The organism is Paenibacillus sp. YIM B09110 (assembly GCF_037167145.1).
Classification (GTDB): Bacteria; Bacillota; Bacilli; order Paenibacillales; family Paenibacillaceae; genus Pristimantibacillus.
Window position 1 is genome coordinate 19,961 of sequence record NZ_JBANSP010000041.1, and the last position, 21,492, is coordinate 41,452.

The following is a 21,492-nucleotide window of genomic DNA, read 5'->3' on the forward strand; positions in this document are numbered from 1 at the left end:
ACAGGATGTAATGTCCTGTACCGCCTCTACTTATGTGGAGCATTAGCCCGTATTGCGAAGGCCTGCTGCAATTCCGTTGATTGTAAGGAGCACCTCGCGGAGCAGCTCCGGATCGTCTTGATCGTCAGCACGCAATGCGCGAAGCTCCGTCAGCAATTGTACTTGCATGTAGCTGAGCGGATCGACGTACGGGTTGCGCAGACGGATCGATTCTTGGATGACAGGCACGTTATCCAAAATTTCCGTTTGCCCCGTAATGGCGAGAATCAGCTCGGAAGTCAGCTTGTATTCTTGCTCGATTTGGGCGAAGATACGGTCGCGAATCGTTTGGTCGGAGATCATATCCGCGTATTCCTTCGCGATGACAAGATCTGCTTTGGCAAGCGCCATCTGCAAATTGTCGATCAGCGTACGGAAGAACGGGAACTTCTCGTACATCGTACCGAGTGTCTTCAGCTTCTCTTTGTCGTCGCCTGTGTATTGCTTCAGCGCAGTACCTGCTGCATACCATGCCGGCAGCAAGTAGCGGCTTTGCGTCCATGCGAATACCCATGGAATCGCACGCAAGTCCTCAAAGCGATCGCTGTTCTTCCGTTTCGACGGACGGGAACCGATGTTCAGCTCGCCAACCTCAGGCAGCGGCGTTGATTCCTTGAAATACGTTAAGAAGTCCGGATCGCGGAAGATCAGATCTTGATACTTCGTAAGCGCCGTCTCGGAGATCGAGCGGGCGATGTCATCCCACTCCGGTTCCGTTTGCAGCCCTTGCTCTGGATATTTCGCAAGACGCGCCGCCGTAATAAGCGCCCACGTTGCTTGCTCCAAGCTGCGGTAAGCAATGCCTTGCATCGAGTAACGCGAGGACAGAACCTCGCCTTGCTCGGTAATCTTGATGCCGCCGCCAACCGTATGCGGAGGCTGTGCAAGAATACTGCGGTTCAGCGGCATGCCGCCGCGACCGAGTGCGCCGCCGCGTCCATGGAAGAACTTCAGCTTCACATCGTATTCTTTGCCGGCAGCCGTAATGTCGTTCAGCGCAACGCGAAGCTCCCAGTTCGCTGTAACAACACCGCCGTCCTTGTTACTGTCAGAGTAACCAAGCATAATCTCATGCAGGTTGCCGCGCGCTTCAACCGCTTGGCGGTAGATCGGCATCTCGAACAGCTGCTTCATAATGCCAGGTGCTGCGTGAAGATCGTCAATCGTCTCGAACAACGGAACGGATTGCAATGTGCAACGAACCGTACCGTCCGATTCTTGACGGAACAAGCCAACTTCCTTCGCGAATACCATAACCTCAAGCATGTCGCTTGCTGCTTCCGTCATACTGATCAGGTAGCTGGAAATACAGTTCACGCCGAACTCTTGTTGAGCGCGATAGATCGTATGGTATACGTCCAAACATTCGCGAGTCGAAGCCGAATAATCCAGATGGCTGGACGTAAGCGGACGCGGATCGTTCAGCAAACGATGCAGCAGGTCCGACTTCTCTTCTTCCGAAAGCGAAGCGTAATCGGAAACAACGTTCATTTTCGCCAAAATCTCGCTCATTGCGTTCTCATGCTCTTGGCTGTGCTGACGCACGTCAAGCGCCATCAGATGGAAGCCGAACAGCTCCACTTGGCGAATAAGCGTAGCGACATTCGTATTAGCCACATAATCGGCGAAGTGATGACGAAGGCTGCGGTCAATCACAAGCAAGTCCTCGCGCAGCTCATCCGGATGGTTGTAGCGCATCGCCGAGCCCTTCAGCGACTCGTCGCGCGTATTCGCAAGCTTCTCCAGCATAAAGCCAAGCTTAATGCGATAAGGCTCCTTCGTGTTTCTCCACAGGTCCACGCACTTCAGCTCAACATGCTCGCGGTCCAATCTGATCGATTCAACCAGCTCGTCGGACACTTGAACAAGGTTCGTGCTGAAGCTGAGAATATCCATCAAGCCGTTCAGCTTCTCTTCATACTTGCGGATGGCAAGCTGGCGATGAAGCGTCAACGTCTCCCATGTTACCTTGGCGGTTACGGAAGGATTGCCGTCACGGTCGCCGCCGATCCAGGAACCGAAGCGCAGGTAGTCAGGCACATGCCACTTCTCGTCCGGATAATATTTGCCAAGGCAGCGCTCCAGCTCTTCGTAGACGCTAGGCAATACCTCGAATAAAGTTTCGTCAAAATAATACAGGCCGTTGCGAACTTCATCGATAACCGTAGGTTTGCGATCGCGCAGTTCGTCCGTTTGCCACAAAATAAGAACTTCGTTCATTAGCTTCTCATGCAGCTTCCCGCGCTCGCGGTACGTAAGCGTAGGGTTGTCCAACTCCATAACGTCATTAGCGATACGCTTATGGATATCAAGCACTGCACGGCGCGTTGCTTCCGTCGGATGCGCCGTCATAACGAGCTCCAGCGAAATGCCGCCCAAAATTTCTTGCACGTCTTCAATCGCGATACCGCGTTCCTTCAACTCTTGAACCGCGCTTTCGATCGAACCGCGTTGAACCGATTCGCCCGCCGATACCTCGTAGTCGCGTTTCCGTCTAATACGATGATTTTGCTCGGCAATGTTCACAAGCTGGAAGTAAATCGCGAACGCACGAATAACTTGATGCCGAATTTCCGGACTCAAGGACGAGATCGTTCCTTTAAATTGCTCGAATAGTTCCGGTACGAATTCCGCGCGCAATGCCTTGCTCGTCTCACGAATTTGCTCGACGATCTCAAGCAGTTCTCGTCCGCCTTGGTGCACAAGTACTTCGCCAAGTATATTCCCTAGAAAACGGACATCTCGGCGCAGCAGATTGTTCGATTGCGGCCGATTGCCCGTCAATGTAGATGCTGGTTGATCCGACATACTGTGTTCCTCCTTAAGTTTTGCGAATGCAAAACTCTCTTCGTAAGCGTAAACTTTACTTTTGCGAATGCAAAAGTCTCTTCGTAAGCGTAAGCTTGTTTGCGAATGCAAAACCAACCTCATATCCATAATGTTCGTTTTGCGCACACAAAAGGATTACCCTTTTTGACTCGAATATAAACTTCTCCTATCATACTACAAAACGGAACAGGGTTGAAGCCCCTATCCGAATCGGTTCTTGCCTATGTGCTGGTAATGTTCGGTGTTTAACAGCATGTTAGCGATACCATGACCAGAGTTCTGGATAACCGTCCCAATATATCCATCAAAATAAAAAGAAGCCCTGCTCAGCAAGGCTTCCCGGTATTGTATTCGCTCTTATTAACCCGCGACGAGAATACCCTTCCGCTCCAACGTTTCAATCAACGACTTCGCCATGATGTCGTAGCCTAGCAAATGCGGGTGAAGTCCGTCGTCGGCAAGCTCTTCGCGCAGCCTGGCGCCGTCTTCTTGCGTCATATGCGAGTGGTAATCAACGTAGACAGCTGCTTCCTCATTGGCTACTATCTGCAGCATGTCATTTACTTTGATGATGCTCGCATTCCTTATATCGTTATTTCCCGATTGCGGCAAGTTCGTTGGGAGCAAGGAGCATACGATCGACGTAATCCCATTCGCATTCGCCTTTCGCGCCATTTCGCGAATATCATCCACTAATCCCGGAATAATTTGCTCCGCCGTTTTCCGATCGTGGATCGTCCAGCCGTCCAATCCCCAGAAGTTGTTCACGCCGATCTTAATGACGACGTGCTTCGGCTTCAGTTGAATGACGTCCGCGTCGAATCTTCTTAATACGTGGCTGCTGATGTCGCCGCCGATTCCGCGATTGACGACAAAATGACCGCTGCGGCCAAAGTAGGCATTCAGCTCCCACATATGAGTAATCGAATCGCCGATAAACACAAAATCAACAGGTACGTTATGCGCGATTAATATTTCGTTGCCAATATCGAATTCTCCTCTGCGGCTATCCGCTGCAGCTGCTGCGGCGAAGAAGCCAGGTCTTACGATATCGATTCGTTTGTTAGTCATTTATAAGTTCCTCTCCATCTGAATTGAATTTTGAATATTACAATTTTTTAAGCTTCAGCAAGGCTTCAACAAAATAATAATCCCCGTAAATAAGCGGTGCATCCACATACACATCCGCAGCATAATAACCTGTAGCATGAAGCAGCAAAGCTTCCTCATCCGCTTCCCAAGCGCCGTAATGGTTGTATAGAGAATGAAGGATCGCTTCCGCCTGTTGCCGATACTCTTTACTTTCCTCACCCTGCACCGCAACTGCTAAATCCAGTAACCCTGATGCGGCTATCGCTGCAGCCGAGGAATCCCGAGGCGTGTCCTTGCCGAAGTCTGGCAGTCGGAAATCCCAATAAGGCACTTTGTCTTCAGGCAGATGATCGAGAAAAAATCGCGCGACTCTCTCGGCAGCCTCCAAGTATTTCTCCTTCCCCGTGTATGAATAACTAAGCGTAAATCCATACAATGCCCAAGCCGCCCCTCTAGCCCAAGCCGAATCCGCGGCATGGCCTTGTCCTGCTAATTCACCGATCCGCTTGCCGGTTTCCGGGTCGAAGCTGACGATATGGTGAACGGAGCCGTCATCCCGTACAAATTCTCGCAGCACGGTATCCGCATGAAGCTCGGCGACATGTCGATATCTTGGATCGTCGATTTCCCGGGAGGCCCAGTAAAGAAGCGGCAGATTCATCAGACAATCGATAATGGCCCAGCCGCTGTGATCCTCCCCGCCCCAATTCGGCCACGCGCGAATGAACCCGCCTGCCGGATTAAATCTTCCGGCGAGCAAGCTTGCAGCCATTAGAGCGTGCCGCTTCGCTTCCTCATCTTGGATGTGCTTATATTGATTCACGCTGCTTAAGCCGAACATAAACCCGACATCGTGATGCAATTGCTCGAATTCCCAAAGCGTTTGACTGATTTGCCGTTCGCATTCAACGGCTAGCTCCTTCAGACGAACATTATTCGTTTCCTCATAAGCTAACCACAGTAATCCCGGCCAGAATCCGGAGACCCAATCATGAGCGGGAGTCTTCTCGTAACGGCCTTGCGCGGAGCCGTTTGGAAATGATGCTCCAATGGACAAGCTCGTCCGCTCTATTTTATCGATTGTTTTCCGGCAAGCTTCATCTACCCAATTCACCCTTGCAATCATCTGGACCCTCCCTAATCTTTCCCGCCGCAACGAATCATCTTCTCCGATAGATTTCAGGCGTCACGCCGTAATACTTCTTAAAGGTTCTAATAAAGTGCTGCGGACTCTGATATCCGACCATTTCTGTAATTTCATAAATCTTAGAGCCCGATTTCTCCAATAAAGCCTTTGCTTTCTCCATGCGTGCGCGCAATATATATTCGCTTAAGTTCTCTCCCGTGATTTCCTTGTAAATTTGCGATAAGTAAATGCCGTTCAAATATACGGAATCTCCGATGGATTGCAGCGTTACGTTTTTCCCGAGATTCTGCTCGATATAGGAATGAATTTTGTGTACGAGCTGCTGATGATTCTCGCCGATATGCATAGGCTGCAAGATCTCATTCTCTAGTAGAGCATCCAGGATAATATGGCTCCAGGTTTTTAAGAGCTTAGCAGAGTGAATAACGTTGTGTTCGGCGCGGCTTGAGGCTGTTCCGACGATATCCTCCAGCACTTTGCCCCTCTTATGCGCAAGATACGTGAAGCTGCTTAACAAATGCAAGTACGCCTCGCGCAAATGCGCCTGTGAATCCCTATGCGAATGCTCCAGTTCGCCAAAAATGTCCGAAAGCTTAGCGTTCAGCTTATCTCCATTCCCGATATCCATAAGTTGAGTCAGCATGGGAGATTGATAGAGAGACTGCAATGGCTTCATTTCCCGATCTGTACTTTCATGAGTAGTCGACACGATCATTCCCTGCTGATTCGACCTCATCAATATAGAGGCGATAGATGAATACGCAGAATAAATTTCGTCTGGAAATTGCGTTGGATTCGAAATACAAATGGCGATATTTCCCCGCAAATAATGATCGACATTTTCAGTGAGCCTTTTGGCTAAAGAAACCAGCAGGCTTTCCTGCGTGGAATTCCAATCCCGGGCGAGATTCTCTTCCTCGGATTTGGGCAGGAGCAGCAAAGCCAGATTGCCTTGCGGGGTCTTGCAGGACCAAATATGAAATTGCGCCGAGAATAGCTCCTCCGCCATATTCAGGACAGCAAACTTTAAAAGCTTCATATCTTCCAATCCATAGGCTTCATAGAAATAAGGCTCGAATTTAATCGCCGCCAATTTGACCTGATCGCCGTAAGCAAATGGAATTCGGTACATGCCGAGCTTATCCGCTAATTGACTTTTGGAAAAGCTTTTCTCCTGCAACAGTTCAAGCAACAGATTTTCTCTCAATAACGGTAAATTCCGATGCACGACGGAAGTCGAATATTCGAGAATTTGATGCCGCTGACGCTCGTTATTGCGTTTATCTACGATTTTGCCAACCGCCTCCAGAAGCACGTCATCCCGGACCGGCTTAATGAAGTAATCGATGGCATTTAATTCGATCGCTTTTTTGGCATATTCGAATTCCGCATATCCCGTGAGCAGAATGCAGTCTATTTTCATCTGATGATCGTTGACGTATTGAATAAGCTCTAGGCCCGACATTCCCGGCATGCGAATATCCGTAATCAGAATATCGATAGGATGGTCGCGAATAATCTCTAACGCGCTTTGGCCGTTGTACGCTTTATGAATCGTAGAGATATCGAACTGATCCCACGGCATGGTCGTAGCGAGTGAATCTACCTGATGTTTATGATCGTCAACGATTAATAATGAAAACATCTGCTCACTCCTTATCGACTATTTCCCAATACAGCTCAATACGCAATCCGCCAAGTGTCGAGTGATCGATATGGACGCCGGAATGATCGCCGAAATAATATTTCAGACGATGATTCACATTCCACACGCCCGTTCGTTTAGAGATATTAACTTCTTGTCCGGTCGTCTTCCTCAGCATATGCAGGGCATCCGAGGACAAGCCCGAGCCGTTATCCTCGATGACGAGCTTGCAGTTATTCGCTTCTACGATTCCCGTGATCGTAATAAGTCCCTCTTCCTCCCTCTCCTCCAAGCCGTGTACGATCGCATTCTCGATCATCGGTTGAATGAGAAGTCTTGGGATCTTGAGCTCCAGCATGCCTTCCGGAATCGCAATGGTGTAATGGAGCTTCTCCAACTGGGAATTCATAATATCCATGTAGCTGACCGCTAAATCCATTTCCATCTGAATCGTAGACACGAGCGATTCGTTTCGCGTTGTGTATTTGTAATAATCTCCTAAATTGTGAGCCATCGCGATGACCAATTGATTTTTGTTCATTTTCGCCATGTTCACGATATAAGCAAGACAATTGTAAAGAAAATGCGGGTTGATCTGCGACTGCAGCTGCTTCATAATCGCTTCTCTGGAGCGGACTTCCTCCGTATATACCCGCTTCAGCAATTGATCGATTTCTATCGCCATGCCGTTAAACGAATCAAACAACGATTGGAACTCGTTTTTACGGCGGCTTCTGATTTGATAAGCGAAATTTTTATTTTTCATTTGCTCGACGCCGCGTATCAAGATCCGAATTGGCACTTGAATGTGCGAGTACAGCAAGAAGGCCGACACGATACCGAACAGGAATAACAGCACTAACATCACATAAAACAAATTTCGGCTATGAACGACCGGTTGAAGAATTTCGTCCAACGGCTCGATATCCACCATGCTCCAATCCATCTTGCTTGACGCGAGCGTATACAGAAGATATTTTTTGCCGTCGATCTTGACGATGGTACGATATTTGGAATTGGACGTGAATTGATCCAGCGGATAATCCTTCATCACTTGCCGGATCAGCCCTATGTTCGCTTTACTGCTATATACGACCTGATCCGAGCCATGGTAGAAGAAGGCATCGCTATTTCCGTTTAACGTAAATCCATCCAGAAGATTCGATATATTCTTGGTCAGAAAATCCACGCGAATAATCATCTCGGAGCTCATAAGATCCATAGAATCAACTTGAGAGGGAGTAACGAAGTACCTAGAAAAGGCATCCATATGCACCCCGTTAACATCCACTTTATTCAACTTCCAGGTAGGCGTATAGTGATCGATAAACTCCTTTGGATCGGATAGGGCAGAAGAAACGGTCGATATTGAAAGATCGCTTCTCGGAAAATAGATCGATATAATATTCATCACTTGATTCGTAATGCTGAATAAAGCCAGCTTGTCTTGAATCGATTGAATGACGTTTTGACGGTCATAACCGGACTCGGGCATATTGCCGAAGCCTACGTTACGAATCTCGGGATCTTTAGTCGCGAGCGCTGCGTACATCATATTCTGATCCAACGTACTTTCCAGCTGAGTCAGAAAATACGATAGTTTCTCTTCGTTTCTTGTGTTGATCTGTTCCTCGATGACATCGACGCTTTGCTTGTTCGTATATGCATACAATCCGATAATCGGCGTTAGAATTAAGACAATCAGAAGAATCACCTTCGTGATCACGTTCAAGGCCTTCTCCTCCTTATACCATTTCCTACTATTCTAGCATAAGGATCGCTTATTCTTTGACCGAACCTAACGTCATTCCCTTAACAAAATATTTTTGCAAAAAAGGATAGACGACCAAGATCGGCAACGTACCGACGAAGATCAGTGCCGCTTTCAACGAGCGCTCGGACAGATTCTCCAGATCGGCTGGGTTAAGACCAATCTGCGTATAATCAAATCCGGTAATTAAAGCCTGAAGGAATGTCGCAAGCGGAATTTTGTTCGCTTCGTTCATATAAATCATCCCGTCGAACCAAGAGTTCCAATGGTACACCATGGTGAATAAAGACAGTGTCGCAATGGAGGGCAAGGAAATCGGGAAAAATATCGTGAATAAGGTACGGAAATGTCCGGCGCCGTCAATCGCGGCCGCCTCCTCCAGCTCTTTAGGAATTCCCCTGAAGAAGTTCATCATGAGGACCACATTAAATACATTGACGGCCACGGGCAGAATCAACGCCAAGAGCGAGTTGGTCAACCCTGTTTTCTGTACGACCAAGTAAGTCGGAATGAGTCCTCCGTGAAAGAGCATCGTAAATACGAAGAACCAAGCGTACAACGTTCTTCCTTGGAATTTATGATTATCCTTGGACATGGAGTAGGCAGCCAGCATCGTCAGCAGCATCGAAACGCCCGTTCCAAGTACCGTTCTCAGAACGCTTACCCGGAAAGCAACCAGAAAGTTGTTGCTGTTTAACGCCTTCCCATAAGCGTCCAGATTAAAACCGATGGGCCAAAGTTTGACGAGGAATGAAGTCGTCGCATAGTTGTCGCTTAACGATACGGCTAGAACATGGACCATCGGCAGGATGCACAACAAGGCAATCGCCGATAGAAAGATATGATTCGAATATCGAAACAGCCGGTTAGAGAATGTAAGTTTGTGCATCGCGTTATATCCTCTCAGAATATCCTGTAGTTCGCGTATTTAGAAGCTAATCGATAAGTAGTGGCGATTAATATAAACCCAATGACCGATTTGAAAAATCCAACCGCCGTAGCCAGACTGAACGAGCCTTGCAGCAGCCCGACGCGATAGACGTAAGTATCGATAATATCGCCTTTCTCATAGACTAGCGGATTGTACATATTATAGACTTGGTCGAATCCGGCATTCAGAACATTGCCCAAGGACAAAGTCGTAATGACGATCGCAATCGGGATCACCGACGGAATCGTAACATGGATGGCCTTCTTGAAATTGTTGGCGCCATCGATGTCGGCGGCTTCGTATAGGCTGGGATTGATTCCCGTCATGGCGGCCAAATAAATGATCGTTCCAAAGCCGAATTCCTTCCAGACGTCGCTTGTGACCAGTGTAAAACGGAACCAATCCCCGCTCCCCAGGAAGAAAATGCGATTAAGGTTTAATGCCTCCAACATCTGATTGATCAAGCCGTTGGTCGCTAATAAATCCGTCAATATGCCTCCGAGAATAACCCAATTCAGAAAATGCGGCAAATAAATAAGCGATTGAATCGTTCTCTTGAATACCATGACCCGTACTTCGTTCAGCAGCAAAGAAAATACAAAAGGCACAACTGACCCGACCACAATCTTAAACACGGCAATGAATAAAGTGTTCCAAATGACCTGAATCGCTTTGGGATCGTTAAACATAAACTCGAAATGCTTCATTCCAACGAATGGCGAATTAAAGATGCCAAGCCAAGGCTTAAAATCCTGGAAACCGATCAGGAATCCCGCCATCGGAATATAGTTGTAGACGATCAATAACAGGACGGACGGCAATAAAAATAAATGCAACGGCCATGTTTTATATATATACTGTTTCAGTGTCATCCCAGTATGCTCCTATCGATGCGAGATATCGAAGCAGCAAATGCGGAGCGAGATGGACAGAGATGCACTCCGCATTTACTTCTTCATAAATCATGTTTACTTCATGCTCGCAGCAGTTTCATTCACTTCTTTCGTGATTTGGGCGCCGCCCTGGTCATTCCATTGTTTAACGAAAGTATCGAAATATTCGGGCGGTTGTTTGCCGTAAATGATTTGCAGGAAAGCCTGCTCTTCCAAGGTGGAAAGTTGATCCCACTTCTCTTTCATGGTCTTCGTATTCGCTCCGCTGAATCCATTCGGTACGTCACTCGGCAGCTGTTCGTTGGCGACCGCAAAACCTTCAATTGTCAATTTCCCGTTGCTCGCAGCTAATTTTTGTTCAAAGACGCTATTCGTTTGGCCTGCTGCGACGCGCTGATAAATGCTCGGACCTTCCATCACGTTCATTGGAGCCGTTCCCGATGAAGGAGACAGCAGCAGATAGGCGTTCAGACTGACCACGCCGTCCGGAACATTCGTCCAATCCGGCTTGCCATCCTTCAACACATAGTCGTATCCTTCGCCATATCCTTTGTCGAACGGGCATTCGGAATCTTCTATCGCGCAGCCGTACAGCGTATCCCAATATTTGAATATGGCCTCCATATTGTCGAAGCCTTCGCGGAATACGTAAATGCCATAGGATAACAAGGAAGCTTGACGGCCGACTTCGCCGTTCACGCCTGCAGGAAGCGGATACGGCTTAATATTAACCGTTTCGTTTTTGCCTGCCGCCTCCGTAACCGCGGTTCCGATCGGCCAACCGCCGGACCATCCGGGAGCAAAGGCGATTCCCGCTTTGCCCGAAGTGAACTCCGCCATCGCTTTAGCAGCATCCTGCGTTCCGAAATCCGGACTTAGATATTGTTTCTTATACCAATCCTGCAGCTTCGCGAGTCCGTCTTTGACGCCTGGAAGAGTAGAGCCGTATTGCATGCTGCCATCCTCGCCCTTGATCCATAAGTAAGGCTGATCCTGTCCGAAGATAAATGAAGTGTCCGCCATGTAATTGCTCGTCGGATGGTAATAGCCCGTGTTTCCGCCTATTGCCAGCCCGTACGTATCGTTCTTGTTATTCCCGTCCGGATCTTGATTCGTGAACGCATCCAGCACGGCTTCGAATTCTTCTATCGTAGTCGGAGCTTTCAAGTTCAACTTATCCAACCAATCCTGCCTGATCCACATGACCGTCGCACCGACGATTCCGTTGGAAATGCCCGACAAGCCGTAAATCTTGCCGTCTCGTTTGACCAGATTCCATATTTCAGGATTTTTGACGTAGGAATCTTTAACTCTCGCGGTAGCGTACTTCTCGAACGCCTCATCGATAGATTGAATTTTCCCGGAATCGACCAAATCCTCGAACAAGGTTCCCGAAGTATACAGAACGTCAGGCAATTCCTCTCCGCTTGTCATCGCGAGCCGCACTTTGGTTTCCAACGAATCCGTTACGACCCATTTGTATTTCGTGACGATTCCCAGGTTATCCTTAAACCAACGAGAGACCGGATTATCCTCCGGAGTATCGCCATTCCGCAGCTTATCAGAAGGCTTTAAGGCAAGAGCTGCTGTAATCGTAACCGGCGGATCGAATTTCGTGCGATCATTCGGCTGCGGTTCCGGCTGAGTGGAAGGACTTTCTTCGTTAGAGCTCGGGCTTGCGCTCTCGGACGGCTGAGCGCTGCTCTCGTCCGTAGACTGGGATGGCTTGTTGCTGCTGTTCGAACACGCGGTGAACATGCTTATACACAGGATGATACTCATAATGAATGCAAATGATTTCCGATAGCCTTTCATTTGTAATCCCCCTCGTTTATGGTCCTTGCATACTCAATTATTCCATGTTCGCTTAATCATTGAAATGATCGTATATCAAGATCATGAACTTTCATTAGTAAGTTCGCAGTAACTTATGAACGTATGCAAAGAGCCGTCAGAATCTCTGACGGCTCTTCGTTGGTTGCGCGTATATGGACCATTTATTCCATCCGCTGAATAGACATGGAATATGGCAAATCTTGATCTTCAACATAAGTATGACTAGGAGTATCGGTCAGCTCAAAGCGGATGAGCGCACCGTTCATAAGCTGATCATGCGTGAAATACAGCTGCCGATGCGGTTCATTGTTTAATTGAACGCTCTGGACGTAAGGTTTGTCTTCCGTCTGCGAACCCGCTTCTACGACAATTCGATTGCCGTTCTCCAATTGAATGGACATTCGCTCAAAAATCGGGCTGCCGATGACATATTCGGAAACGCCGGGACATAGCGGATACATCCCCATGCTTGCGAAAATATACCAAGCGCACAGGCTGCCGTTATCCTCGTCGCCCGGCAAGCCTTCAGCCGATGAGCTGAAAAGCTCCTCCGCCGTTTTTCTAACCCAATACTGAGTGTGAGAGGGAGCACCGGCAGCCGCGAAGAGATAGGGGATATGGAAGCTAGGTTGATTGCTGATCGCGAATTGTCCGAAGGGAATAGAAGCCATCTCCGACATTTCATGAATCTCAAAACCGTAGCCGCCAACCTTAAATTCCGGTGCCGCAGTCATAAGTTCGATCATCTTGGCCAAGAAAGCTTCCCGGCCTCCTAAGCCATTAGCCAATCCCATCACATCGTGTTGAACGGCCCAACTGCACTGCCAAGCGCTTCCTTCGCAATACGCGCCGCCCCATTCAATCGGATCGAAGCCTTCGGCCCAGCTGCCGTCTGCTTGTTTCCCCCTCATAAACCCTACGGATGAGTCTAGCAAATGTTTGTAATTACCGGCTCGATTCATTAACAAGCTGTAATCATCCAGCCTACCGATCCCTTTCGCAATCTGCGCAACGCAGAAATCTCCATATACATAATCTAATGTATTGCTGACGCTCTCATGAAATTGGTCTGCCGGCAAATACCCGTATCGGTTATAGGCATCCGAGCCCTTTCTTCCGAAACGCGGGTCTTCCGCAGTTTCAAGCACATGCTTGAGCAAGCCTTCATACGCCGCGTTCACCTCGTACCCTTCAATGCCTTTGACAAAAGCGTCAGCAAACACCGCATCGATTAAAGTTCCCGGCATGGCGCTGCGCTCTCCGGGGGAAGACCACTTCGGCATCCATCCCCCTTCCTTGTAAGCATTAACGTAACCTTCCAAAATCTCGCCCAAGCGGGTAGGAAACAAAATACTAAATAAAGGGTACGAGGTGCGGTACGTATCCCAGAATCCATTATCGCAATACATCGGGCCGTCAACGACCTGGCCATTGTAGGGACTGTAATGAATTTGGCGACCGTCCTCCGTATATTCATGCCACATCCTAGGAAACAAACAAGTCCGGTACAAGCAAGTATAAAAGGTTCTCAGCTTCTCCTCGTCGCGATCCTCAACCTGTATTCGACCTAAATTTTCTTCCCAGCATGCAGCGGCTTCCGTTCTTATTTCTTCGAATGACCTTGAACCTACCTCTTGATTAAGATTCGTTTGTGCTTGCTCGATGCCGATAAAGGAAGTACCTATTCTTAATACGGCCACGCCTGACTCAGGCAACCTCAATCCGATGAATGCTCCCGTGCGTTCCCCTTCTTCATGCAAACGGAACGATTCCTGAAATTCCCTATCGAATACGCCGCAGGCTGGCACATCGAAATCGCAATCGATTTCGATCACGAAATACATCGCGTAATTGTCGGGAACTCCTCCTGAATTCGCGCGGGTGTACCCGGTTAGCCTTCTTCCTTCAGGGTCGATGGTCATGGATGATTCTCCCGTAAACGGAGACACGATCACTCTTGCCTCTTCCCGCTCATCGAAAGTCAAACGCATGACTGCGCATCGCTCGGTCGGGCTAAGTTCCATCAAGGCCCGGTAACGTTGCAGGCGAATCTTGAAATAGTCCGGCTTAACCTCCATCTCTTCGCTTCGGAATGAGGACGAACGCTTCGCGGAGGATAAAGCAAGAGCGCCTGTTTGCGGCAATAGGGTCAGGTGTCCGTAATCTTCAATCCACGGGCTCGGTTGATGGGTCAAACGCAGCCCTTCAAAGCGACGGTGCGAAGGGTGAAAGAACCAGCCCTTCCCCGCTTCATCGGTTTGCGCGCTCCATGCTGCCATCCCGAACGGAAGCGCAACTAACGGAAGCGTATTTCCATTGGAAAACGTAAAAGTAGAAGCCGTTCCTTGCAAGGGATTTACATATTGTAATATACTCTTCATCAATTGCAGCAACCTTTCCAACTCGATCTTTTGCTCTTCATTGTAGTTGGAATGCCGCCTTGCTTCTTATCAAAATTATAAACTTTCTCTCAATTTTTAAGAATTTCGGCTATCATAGCGAGATAACTCACATTTAAAGCGAGTGATTCGATGATTCCCTTCAATCTGCCCGGCGATCAGGAGCTTCACGGAAGCTTTCCCTTTACATTCAAAATCCACAAGCTGACTGCCGACGTTCCGCCGCACACGCACAATTTCATTGAATATACGTACGTCTTTTACGGTAGCGGCATAGAAATCGTCAATGGGGTAGAGCGTCCTATTCAAGCGGGCACCTTCACGCTATTGTTGCCGCATCAGGTTCATCAAATAAGAATTGCTCCCGGTGAAGAGCTTCATCTCTATATCGGCGCCATCGGCCTGCAAGCCTTGTTCGGCTCCGATGAATCCGCCGCGTCTTTGAACGCGCTACTTCTTCGCGAAGGCATGCAAGGGGATCCTTCCTATCCGTTAGAAGACAAGCTCTCGGCGACGCTGCTCCCCATCTTCGCAGCCATGCACGAAGAAATACGAAGCGCTCACTCCTGGAACCAATTAATGTTCAAAACGAAATTGATCGAAGCTTTGATTTTGTTGGATCGCCATTGCTTCCGCGTTAAAGAGCCTGAGGCTCCGCGAACGCCTACCCACAAAAAGGGGAAAATAGCGGATGTCATCCTCTACGTTTATCAAAATTATCGCGAGGATATTAAGCTCGTCACTTTGGCGGAGCGCTTCTATTTAAGCGTTCCTCACATAAGCGCTTCCTTTAAGCAGTATAGCGGGGATCACTTCCATAATTTCTTGGAGAAGATCAGAATCTCGCATGCCTGCAGCCTGTTGGCGTCCAGCAATGAATCAGTGACTTCAATCTGCTTCGAGGTCGGATTCACGTCCTATTCCACCTTCTCCCGCGTATTTCAGGAGCGGCTGCATATGTCGCCTTCGGCTTATAGGAAGCTTTATTAAATGGCGCGTATGGGTGATGTGGTTAGGATGGGAAATCCCGCTTATAACACGCATTCAAGAAACTGAAGGAGCGTTAGGATGGGGAATACATCTTATTCCGGTGGCGGGATCCAACGGAACGTTCAGTTTGCTGCTTAGTTGAAGTGTTAGGATGAAAAATCCCGCTTAAGGCGAATGAATATATAAATTTGAGGAGACTAGGATGGGAAACTGAGCTTATTGCAGTAAGCGTCTTCGATACTCGAAAAATTTACAACCTCGAGGCTGTTCAACACACTCAAAAAGTATTATTTATTCGAGGAAAATTATTGCTCATGTCTTTGCTTATTCAAACAATAATCGCGTACATCATGCTATAATTCCAAAAAGGGGTGAAATCATTGGGTTTCTTAATCGTTGTCATTATTTTCTTAGTACTATTTGGTTTTTTCAAAAACAAGAAGAAGTAATTCAGTATCCTCTCAATTGTCACCTCAGTATTCAACCTTAAATTCAACTCTTAATTACGATATTGATAAACTAGAATTAATCATCTAAAAAGAAAGGAGTTCCTTCATGCTAATATTCAAATTAAAGCCTGTTTTCAAATTGGTCGCTCTCGGTCTTACTGTCTTTGGATGCTGGACTATTATCAAATTGTTATTACAATGATCCTCGATTCAAGCCTCTTCATCTTCCACCATAACCGGGTCCCATTCTGACTACTTGATGGGCACACCAGATCATCTCCAACCTTTACCGAATGAAATCCGTTATCGCAATATCTGCATTCAGGATGCTTCGACATCTTCCCCTCTCCCAAGTTACTCAATATTCAATTCCCATCTGTAATGAATGTCCTCTTATCATAAAGCATATATTGCTTATATATTTCTAGTAAAAGAGGTGTTGGCGTTCAATGGATCAGAATAAATGCGAAAAACTGGCGCAAATAAGGGAAATTCAAATTGCTAGGATAGCCTTTATCGGGGCATCCATTGCAACAATCGGTGATGGAATAGCTGCACTTGCTGCTGGCCTTGCTCTAGAAGTATTAGAAAATAATTATGAACAGACATCACGAAGTTATCCCAGTGATCCTAATCAATTAATTAATGCTCAAAGGAATCTGGATCATTATATTAATGAATTGATACAACTTCGTAAATCAATAAAATAAAAAATTTATATAACCATATGATCACCGCACTCAGAAAGTATCGTTCTTTTGTATGTGGTGTCATCCGGCACCACATAGCTATTCCATATTCACGGAATGTTCATTCCGCCATGAACTCCCATAACGTCTTTTGACCTGTCGGATGCTTGTCTATTCGCGGTGTAGTCGGACAAACCCAACTGCCTCCCTTAGTTTAATGAAGCGCCTTTCAGCCTGCTGTCCGCAAGCTCGTTCCCGGCTCCTCAACAAACGTATAGGTGACTAATCTTCGGTAATCCATAGCTATTCTCAATATCCGGGGATCATTGTCTAGAGCGCATCAAGACGATTCATATCGTTAACTTTTTCGTTCGGGTCGTGATTGCTTCGGCATCCACCCCCTACTGCGGTAAGCTGCTGGCGAACATCCTCGTTGTTATCTACCAGCTATTACGCGTCTTCACCATCAGGAAAATTTACAACCTCAAGGCTGTTAAACGAATTGGTCTAGCACTCATAGCAATGTCGATGTACCCAGTTCTTTCTCGATTCCGACAAAATTTTTGTTGTAGCTGGCGGCCACGGCTGTAGTTCCGGATCAGATATTCGAAAAGTTGAAGCCACCGACGACTTCATTTAGAATGTCCTCATTGATAGCGATATACCTCCTGGAGATCGATGGTACGCTGTCCTTCAGCAGCACGAAGTCCTTGTAGCAATTGTAAAAGTGGTATCCGAACGTATTCCGCAGTCTATGAGTCCCAATCTCGATCAGTCCACCCTCGGCAGCCGCTTCGCATTGATCGGAAAACGCTTCTTCTTTTCGGTCTTGCCTTCGAACTTCTATTCCCATGACGAGCAAAAACCAATTCCGCTCTGACCGTTTCCTAAGCACTGTCTCCATGCTCTCCAGTTTCTCCACGCTTCGCATCGGTTGCACAACTTCCACTGGCCTTGCCTCCATTCATGTTTACCCGCTATTCAATATGTAGTATCTCGTATTTTCGTCGTACAGTACATCAACTCAGCAATCCAACAACTTGTAAAGATTAACAATTAATTATAAAATCATACAAAGGCGGTGTTGACTATGAACATAGTACTACTCATTTCGGTTGGAGTATTCGGCATTTTCTTTCTCTCATTAGGGATCGTCATTGTCAAGATGCTCCTTAAAAGAGGATTACCAAGTAATAATTACACTCCATTTGACTACATCACGGCCCATTCGCTAGTTGAGTTTCATGATGAGAAACAAGAGAAAGAAGAAGATGAGGATCATGGTGATGATAAGAACAAAAACATTATTTCTCTATCAAAACGATCCTCTCTTTCCTAATGCGCCATATAAGTTGACAGTTGAGATGCACTAACATCCCCGATTTTCAAAATAGCATATCATATAACTTTCCCGCCATATCGCTACGGCCGTGTTGCATTGTGAGCTATCTTTTCAATAATTGCTTCTTCCAAGTCAATGCCGTATCGACCTCATGTATCGAACACTCTGTACGTGCAAAAGTTGACGCGCGACCGTTAAGGCTTGCTTCGCTTAGCCTTAACGGTCGGTCGAACCCACGCTTATAGCGTGCGGGGATTTCTCTCCCATCCAACCTAGCTCCATAACAAAAAAAAAAGAACCTTTTCAGGTTCTTGTCGTTTCGTTATGGAGCGGGTGATGGGAATCGAACCCACGCTATTAGCTTGGAAGGCTAAAGTTCTACCATTGAACTACACCCGCAAAACAAGATGGTCGGGATGACACGATTTGAACATGCGACCCCCTGGTCCCAAACCAGGTGCTCTACCAAGCTGAGCTACATCCCGAATTAAGTATATCTTGCAATTAAGAAAAGATGGCGCGGCCTAAGAGATTCGAACTCCTGACCTTTTGATTCGTAGTCAAACGCTCTATCCAGCTGAGCTAAGGCCGCAATCTTATGGAGCGGAAGACGGGAATCGAACCCGCGACCCTCGCCTTGGCAAGGCGATGCTCTACCGCTGAGCCACTTCCGCACGGTGTTTTCGTCAGCCGTTTCAATCAGTTAATGTCGCGGCGACAAGTAATAATATATCACCTAGAGAAACAGATTGCAAGTGTTTTTTGCGAAAAACTTATCTTTTTTAAAAAATCGCTGAAATCCGTTGATTTTACTGGCTTTTCTCCGCATAGAAACAGTGAAGAATAACTTTAAACAAATACAGCTGGTTATAAAAAAAGCCCTGACTCCAATTATAGAAGCATGGCTTTTCATTAGACTAGGTGTGTTATGCGCCAGCGGCAGCCATAACGGCTTCCGGCTGTGCACGACCCATCATTACTTTATCGGCCGTTGGCTGATCAGCAAGCGCGAACGGCAAGCATAGAGGTACGCCCGAACGAGGATCCGGTACGATATCGGCTTCGATATTGAACACTTCGCGCATAATCTCAGGCGTAATAACTTCAACTGGCGAACCCTCGCCTGCAACCTTGCCAGACTTAATAGCAATCATATGATGCGCGTAACGCGATGCATGATTCAAGTCATGAACAACCATAACAACCGTACGGTTGTTAAACTCATTAAGCTTCTGCAACAGATGAAGCACTTCAAGCTGATGTGCCATATCCAGGAACGTCGTCGGCTCGTCAAGGAACAAAATATCGGTTTCTTGCGCCAAAGCCATTGCAATCCAAGCGCGCTGACGCTGCCCTCCGGACAGATGGTCGACCGGACGATCGGCGAACTCAGTCATGCCTGTTGCTTCAACCGCCCATTGTACGATCTCGCGGTCTTGCTTCGTCATAGAACCGAAACCCTTCTGATAAGGGAAACGGCCGTACGAGACAAGCTCAGATACGGTTAAGCCGTCCGGTGCTGTAGGATTTTGCGGAAGAATGGCAAGCTGCTTCGCTACTTCCTTCGTTGATTGCTTATGAATCGATTTGCCGTCTAGAAGTACACTGCCTTTAGATGGAATCATGATACGGGCCATCGTCTTCAGGATCGTCGATTTGCCGGAGCCGTTCGCTCCTACAAGCGCCGTAATTTTCCCCTGAGGAATTGCAATGTTTAAATCTTGAACGATAAGACGATCATCATAAGCAATGTCGAGATTCGAGGTCGTAAGACGAATCATTAGACATGCACACTCCTTCCGTTGCCTGGTCAGGCTATATCTCAATAAATTTGATTAATTAGGTAAAAAGTGATAACGATTATCACCACTTTATTAATGATAATGGTTATCACTTACAATGTCAATGTCTTCTTTCATCAAACCTTCACTCACTCTTCATAAAAAGAAAAGGATGTGGCCGTTCTATGACGGCCACATCCTCATCCAGATTGAAACTTACCACTTCAGCTTATTGCCGAACACGAGGGCATTGCTGATTAATCGACCAGGTACGGTAATCATCTTCCCTTGCCCGTACATACCCGATGAAGCTCCGCCATCCATATTCATCGCTTGCTGGGCGCCAAGCGCTACCATAATTTGGCCCCATTGCTTCATCGTAGCTGCTCCGACTGTAGCGAGAAGGAGTGAACCGTCCTTTTTCACTACAATTGCGCTTCTAGCCGCTTTGTCGGTTAATATTTTGGAGCTGCTGAACCCTTCAGGGGCGGGATTAACCGCAAGCTTGCCATTCGTTACAAGCCGCGGACCCGCAGCAACCGCGGTGTGAACCCGTCCCCAACTGATAGCCTGTCCAGCCATATTCGTCATCGACACTTTATAATCAACAACCGTACCGACTTTGAAGCGCTCAGCGAGCTTCTCCTCCCCGCCGGTATAGACGAGTACGTAACCGTCCGAAGGAATGTCGGCATTCGTGTTTTTGGCTATTTTTGTAACGACGCCTTTGCGTACAGTAATGGCCGTTCCATATGCGAAGCCGATCTTAGCTCCACGCTTAGGCGTGAACATAATAGCGGAGGTCGTACCGGCAACCGGCGTCCGATTGACAAAGTAGACGTACCAATTGTTCGGCGACTGGTACGAGCCGTTCGTTCCGCCGAGGATTTTGACTCGAAGCGTATCCATTACAACCGTGCCGTCCCAGGTAAAACCGATCGCCGTTCCCGTATTGCCGATATGCTCGACTTTGCCGTCGGTAATGACTGTGCCGTAAGGCTCCGGAATGCCTCCGTAAGCTTCGAAGTACGTCGCATTAATCGCCGCCTCCGCGTTGTAGGATTTGGTTATGTCGCTCAACTGTTGGACGACACCTACCTTGCGGCTGGCAAGCCCCACAGTTACCGGCAAGCCCTTCGGAATCGCGACGGTTTGAACGGAATAGGTTTGATTGTCTGCCTTCACTTTTTTGAGCTCGTATTTGGTTTTATAGGCTAAGGCAGCAGCCGTAACTTTGATCGGCAGCTTCAGTTCGCCTTTGTAGCCCTTTGTCGTGACGACGACAGAGATGTTCGTCGAGCCTATGGCGACAGGCGTGACCATGCCTTTGTCATCGACGCGGGCAACGGACGGATTGCCCGATGCGTAGCTGACGGCGACTGGAACGGACAGCTTCAGCTTGTCCGTGAGCAGGAGCCTTGCGTGAAGCGGCAGCGAGATCGACGCTGTCGCATAAGTAATCGCGACGGGCCGGTATGGCCCCGCCGCAATGAGCTTATCGGCGGACGCGTACGCAATCCGTCCGCCGCCAAGGATTGCAATGCCGCCGACAGGCTGGGCAGCATCGCCCTTGTAGGTGTATGCGATTCGGCCGGCAGCGCCGTCGATCGCATACACCGCACCCGAGCGGGCGCCGGCGAGGATCACGCCGGCGCGAGC

General features: G+C 47.9%; 15 protein-coding genes and 4 tRNA genes. 3 read left to right on the forward strand and 16 right to left on the reverse strand.

Going from position 1 to position 21,492, the window contains the following annotated elements:
• Positions 1-42: 42 nt before the first annotated feature.
• The 9 genes from ppc to V8F51_RS30090 all read right to left on the reverse strand — a co-directional run bounded on the left by ppc (position 43) and on the right by V8F51_RS30090 (position 14,564).
• Entirely contained in the window at positions 43-2,847 is a 2,805-nt protein-coding gene (ppc, locus tag V8F51_RS30050; RefSeq protein ID WP_337104191.1) for a phosphoenolpyruvate carboxylase, read from the reverse strand.
• A gap of 381 nt (positions 2,848-3,228) precedes the next feature.
• The gene (locus V8F51_RS30055) at positions 3,229-3,939 is read right to left on the reverse strand and encodes a GDSL-type esterase/lipase family protein (RefSeq protein WP_337104192.1); all 711 of its coding nucleotides are present in this window, start codon (positions 3,937-3,939) and stop codon (positions 3,229-3,231) included.
• 37 nt (positions 3,940-3,976) lie between these two features.
• Positions 3,977-5,086 (reverse strand): glycoside hydrolase family 88 protein, encoded by a 1,110-nt coding sequence (locus tag V8F51_RS30060; RefSeq protein WP_337104193.1) that lies wholly within the window; start codon positions 5,084-5,086, stop codon positions 3,977-3,979.
• Positions 5,087-5,120: 34 nt separating this feature from the next.
• Positions 5,121-6,752 (reverse strand): response regulator, encoded by a 1,632-nt coding sequence (locus V8F51_RS30065; RefSeq protein WP_337104194.1) that lies wholly within the window; start codon positions 6,750-6,752, stop codon positions 5,121-5,123.
• Positions 6,753-6,756: 4 nt separating this feature from the next.
• On the reverse strand, positions 6,757-8,478 hold the full coding sequence (locus V8F51_RS30070; protein ID WP_337104205.1) for a sensor histidine kinase: 1,722 nt from the start codon (positions 8,476-8,478) through the stop codon (positions 6,757-6,759).
• Positions 8,479-8,533: 55 nt separating this feature from the next.
• Positions 8,534-9,412: a carbohydrate ABC transporter permease gene (locus tag V8F51_RS30075; protein WP_337104195.1), complete on the reverse strand. Its 879-nt coding sequence runs from the start codon at positions 9,410-9,412 to the stop codon at positions 8,534-8,536.
• Between the two features lie 14 nt (positions 9,413-9,426).
• Positions 9,427-10,326, reverse strand: a complete 900-nt coding sequence (locus V8F51_RS30080) for an ABC transporter permease (protein ID WP_337104196.1) — start codon at positions 10,324-10,326, stop codon at positions 9,427-9,429.
• Between the two features lie 96 nt (positions 10,327-10,422).
• Positions 10,423-12,162, reverse strand: coding sequence for an extracellular solute-binding protein (locus tag V8F51_RS30085; RefSeq protein ID WP_337104197.1), 1,740 nt, complete (start codon positions 12,160-12,162; stop codon positions 10,423-10,425).
• Positions 12,163-12,344: 182 nt separating this feature from the next.
• Positions 12,345-14,564 (reverse strand): GH92 family glycosyl hydrolase, encoded by a 2,220-nt coding sequence (locus tag V8F51_RS30090; RefSeq protein WP_337104198.1) that lies wholly within the window; start codon positions 14,562-14,564, stop codon positions 12,345-12,347.
• Between the two features lie 150 nt (positions 14,565-14,714).
• Between V8F51_RS30090 and V8F51_RS30095 the strand changes: the two genes are divergently transcribed.
• Together V8F51_RS30095 and V8F51_RS30100 are read left to right on the forward strand one after the other, a co-directional pair.
• Positions 14,715-15,572 (forward strand): AraC family transcriptional regulator, encoded by an 858-nt coding sequence (locus V8F51_RS30095; RefSeq protein WP_337104199.1) that lies wholly within the window; start codon positions 14,715-14,717, stop codon positions 15,570-15,572.
• 898 nt (positions 15,573-16,470) lie between these two features.
• Positions 16,471-16,731 (forward strand): translation initiation factor 2, encoded by a 261-nt coding sequence (locus V8F51_RS30100; protein WP_337104200.1) that lies wholly within the window; start codon positions 16,471-16,473, stop codon positions 16,729-16,731.
• 577 nt (positions 16,732-17,308) lie between these two features.
• Here V8F51_RS30100 and V8F51_RS30105 read toward each other — a convergent pair.
• Positions 17,309-17,659, reverse strand: coding sequence for a hypothetical protein (locus tag V8F51_RS30105; protein ID WP_337104201.1), 351 nt, complete (start codon positions 17,657-17,659; stop codon positions 17,309-17,311).
• Between the two features lie 141 nt (positions 17,660-17,800).
• On the opposite strand from V8F51_RS30105, the gene V8F51_RS30110 reads away from it, so the two are divergent.
• The gene (locus V8F51_RS30110) at positions 17,801-18,049 is read left to right on the forward strand and encodes a DUF3951 domain-containing protein (protein ID WP_337104202.1); all 249 of its coding nucleotides are present in this window, start codon (positions 17,801-17,803) and stop codon (positions 18,047-18,049) included.
• A 328-nt stretch (positions 18,050-18,377) separates the two neighbouring features.
• On the opposite strand, the gene V8F51_RS30115 is transcribed toward V8F51_RS30110, so the two are convergent.
• From V8F51_RS30115 to V8F51_RS30140, 6 genes are all read right to left on the reverse strand, one after another.
• A tRNA-Gly gene (locus V8F51_RS30115) sits at positions 18,378-18,451 on the reverse strand.
• Positions 18,452-18,460: 9 nt separating this feature from the next.
• Positions 18,461-18,537 (reverse strand) — tRNA-Pro (locus V8F51_RS30120).
• Between the two features lie 30 nt (positions 18,538-18,567).
• Positions 18,568-18,644: transfer RNA gene (locus tag V8F51_RS30125), tRNA-Arg, on the reverse strand.
• Between the two features lie 7 nt (positions 18,645-18,651).
• Positions 18,652-18,726 (reverse strand) — tRNA-Gly (locus tag V8F51_RS30130).
• Between the two features lie 252 nt (positions 18,727-18,978).
• Complete coding sequence (locus tag V8F51_RS30135; protein WP_337104203.1) at positions 18,979-19,833, reverse strand: ABC transporter ATP-binding protein; 855 nt, start codon at positions 19,831-19,833, stop codon at positions 18,979-18,981.
• 216 nt (positions 19,834-20,049) lie between these two features.
• A partial coding sequence (locus V8F51_RS30140) for a phosphodiester glycosidase family protein (protein ID WP_337104204.1) occupies positions 20,050-21,492 on the reverse strand: 1,443 nt, incomplete at its 5' end.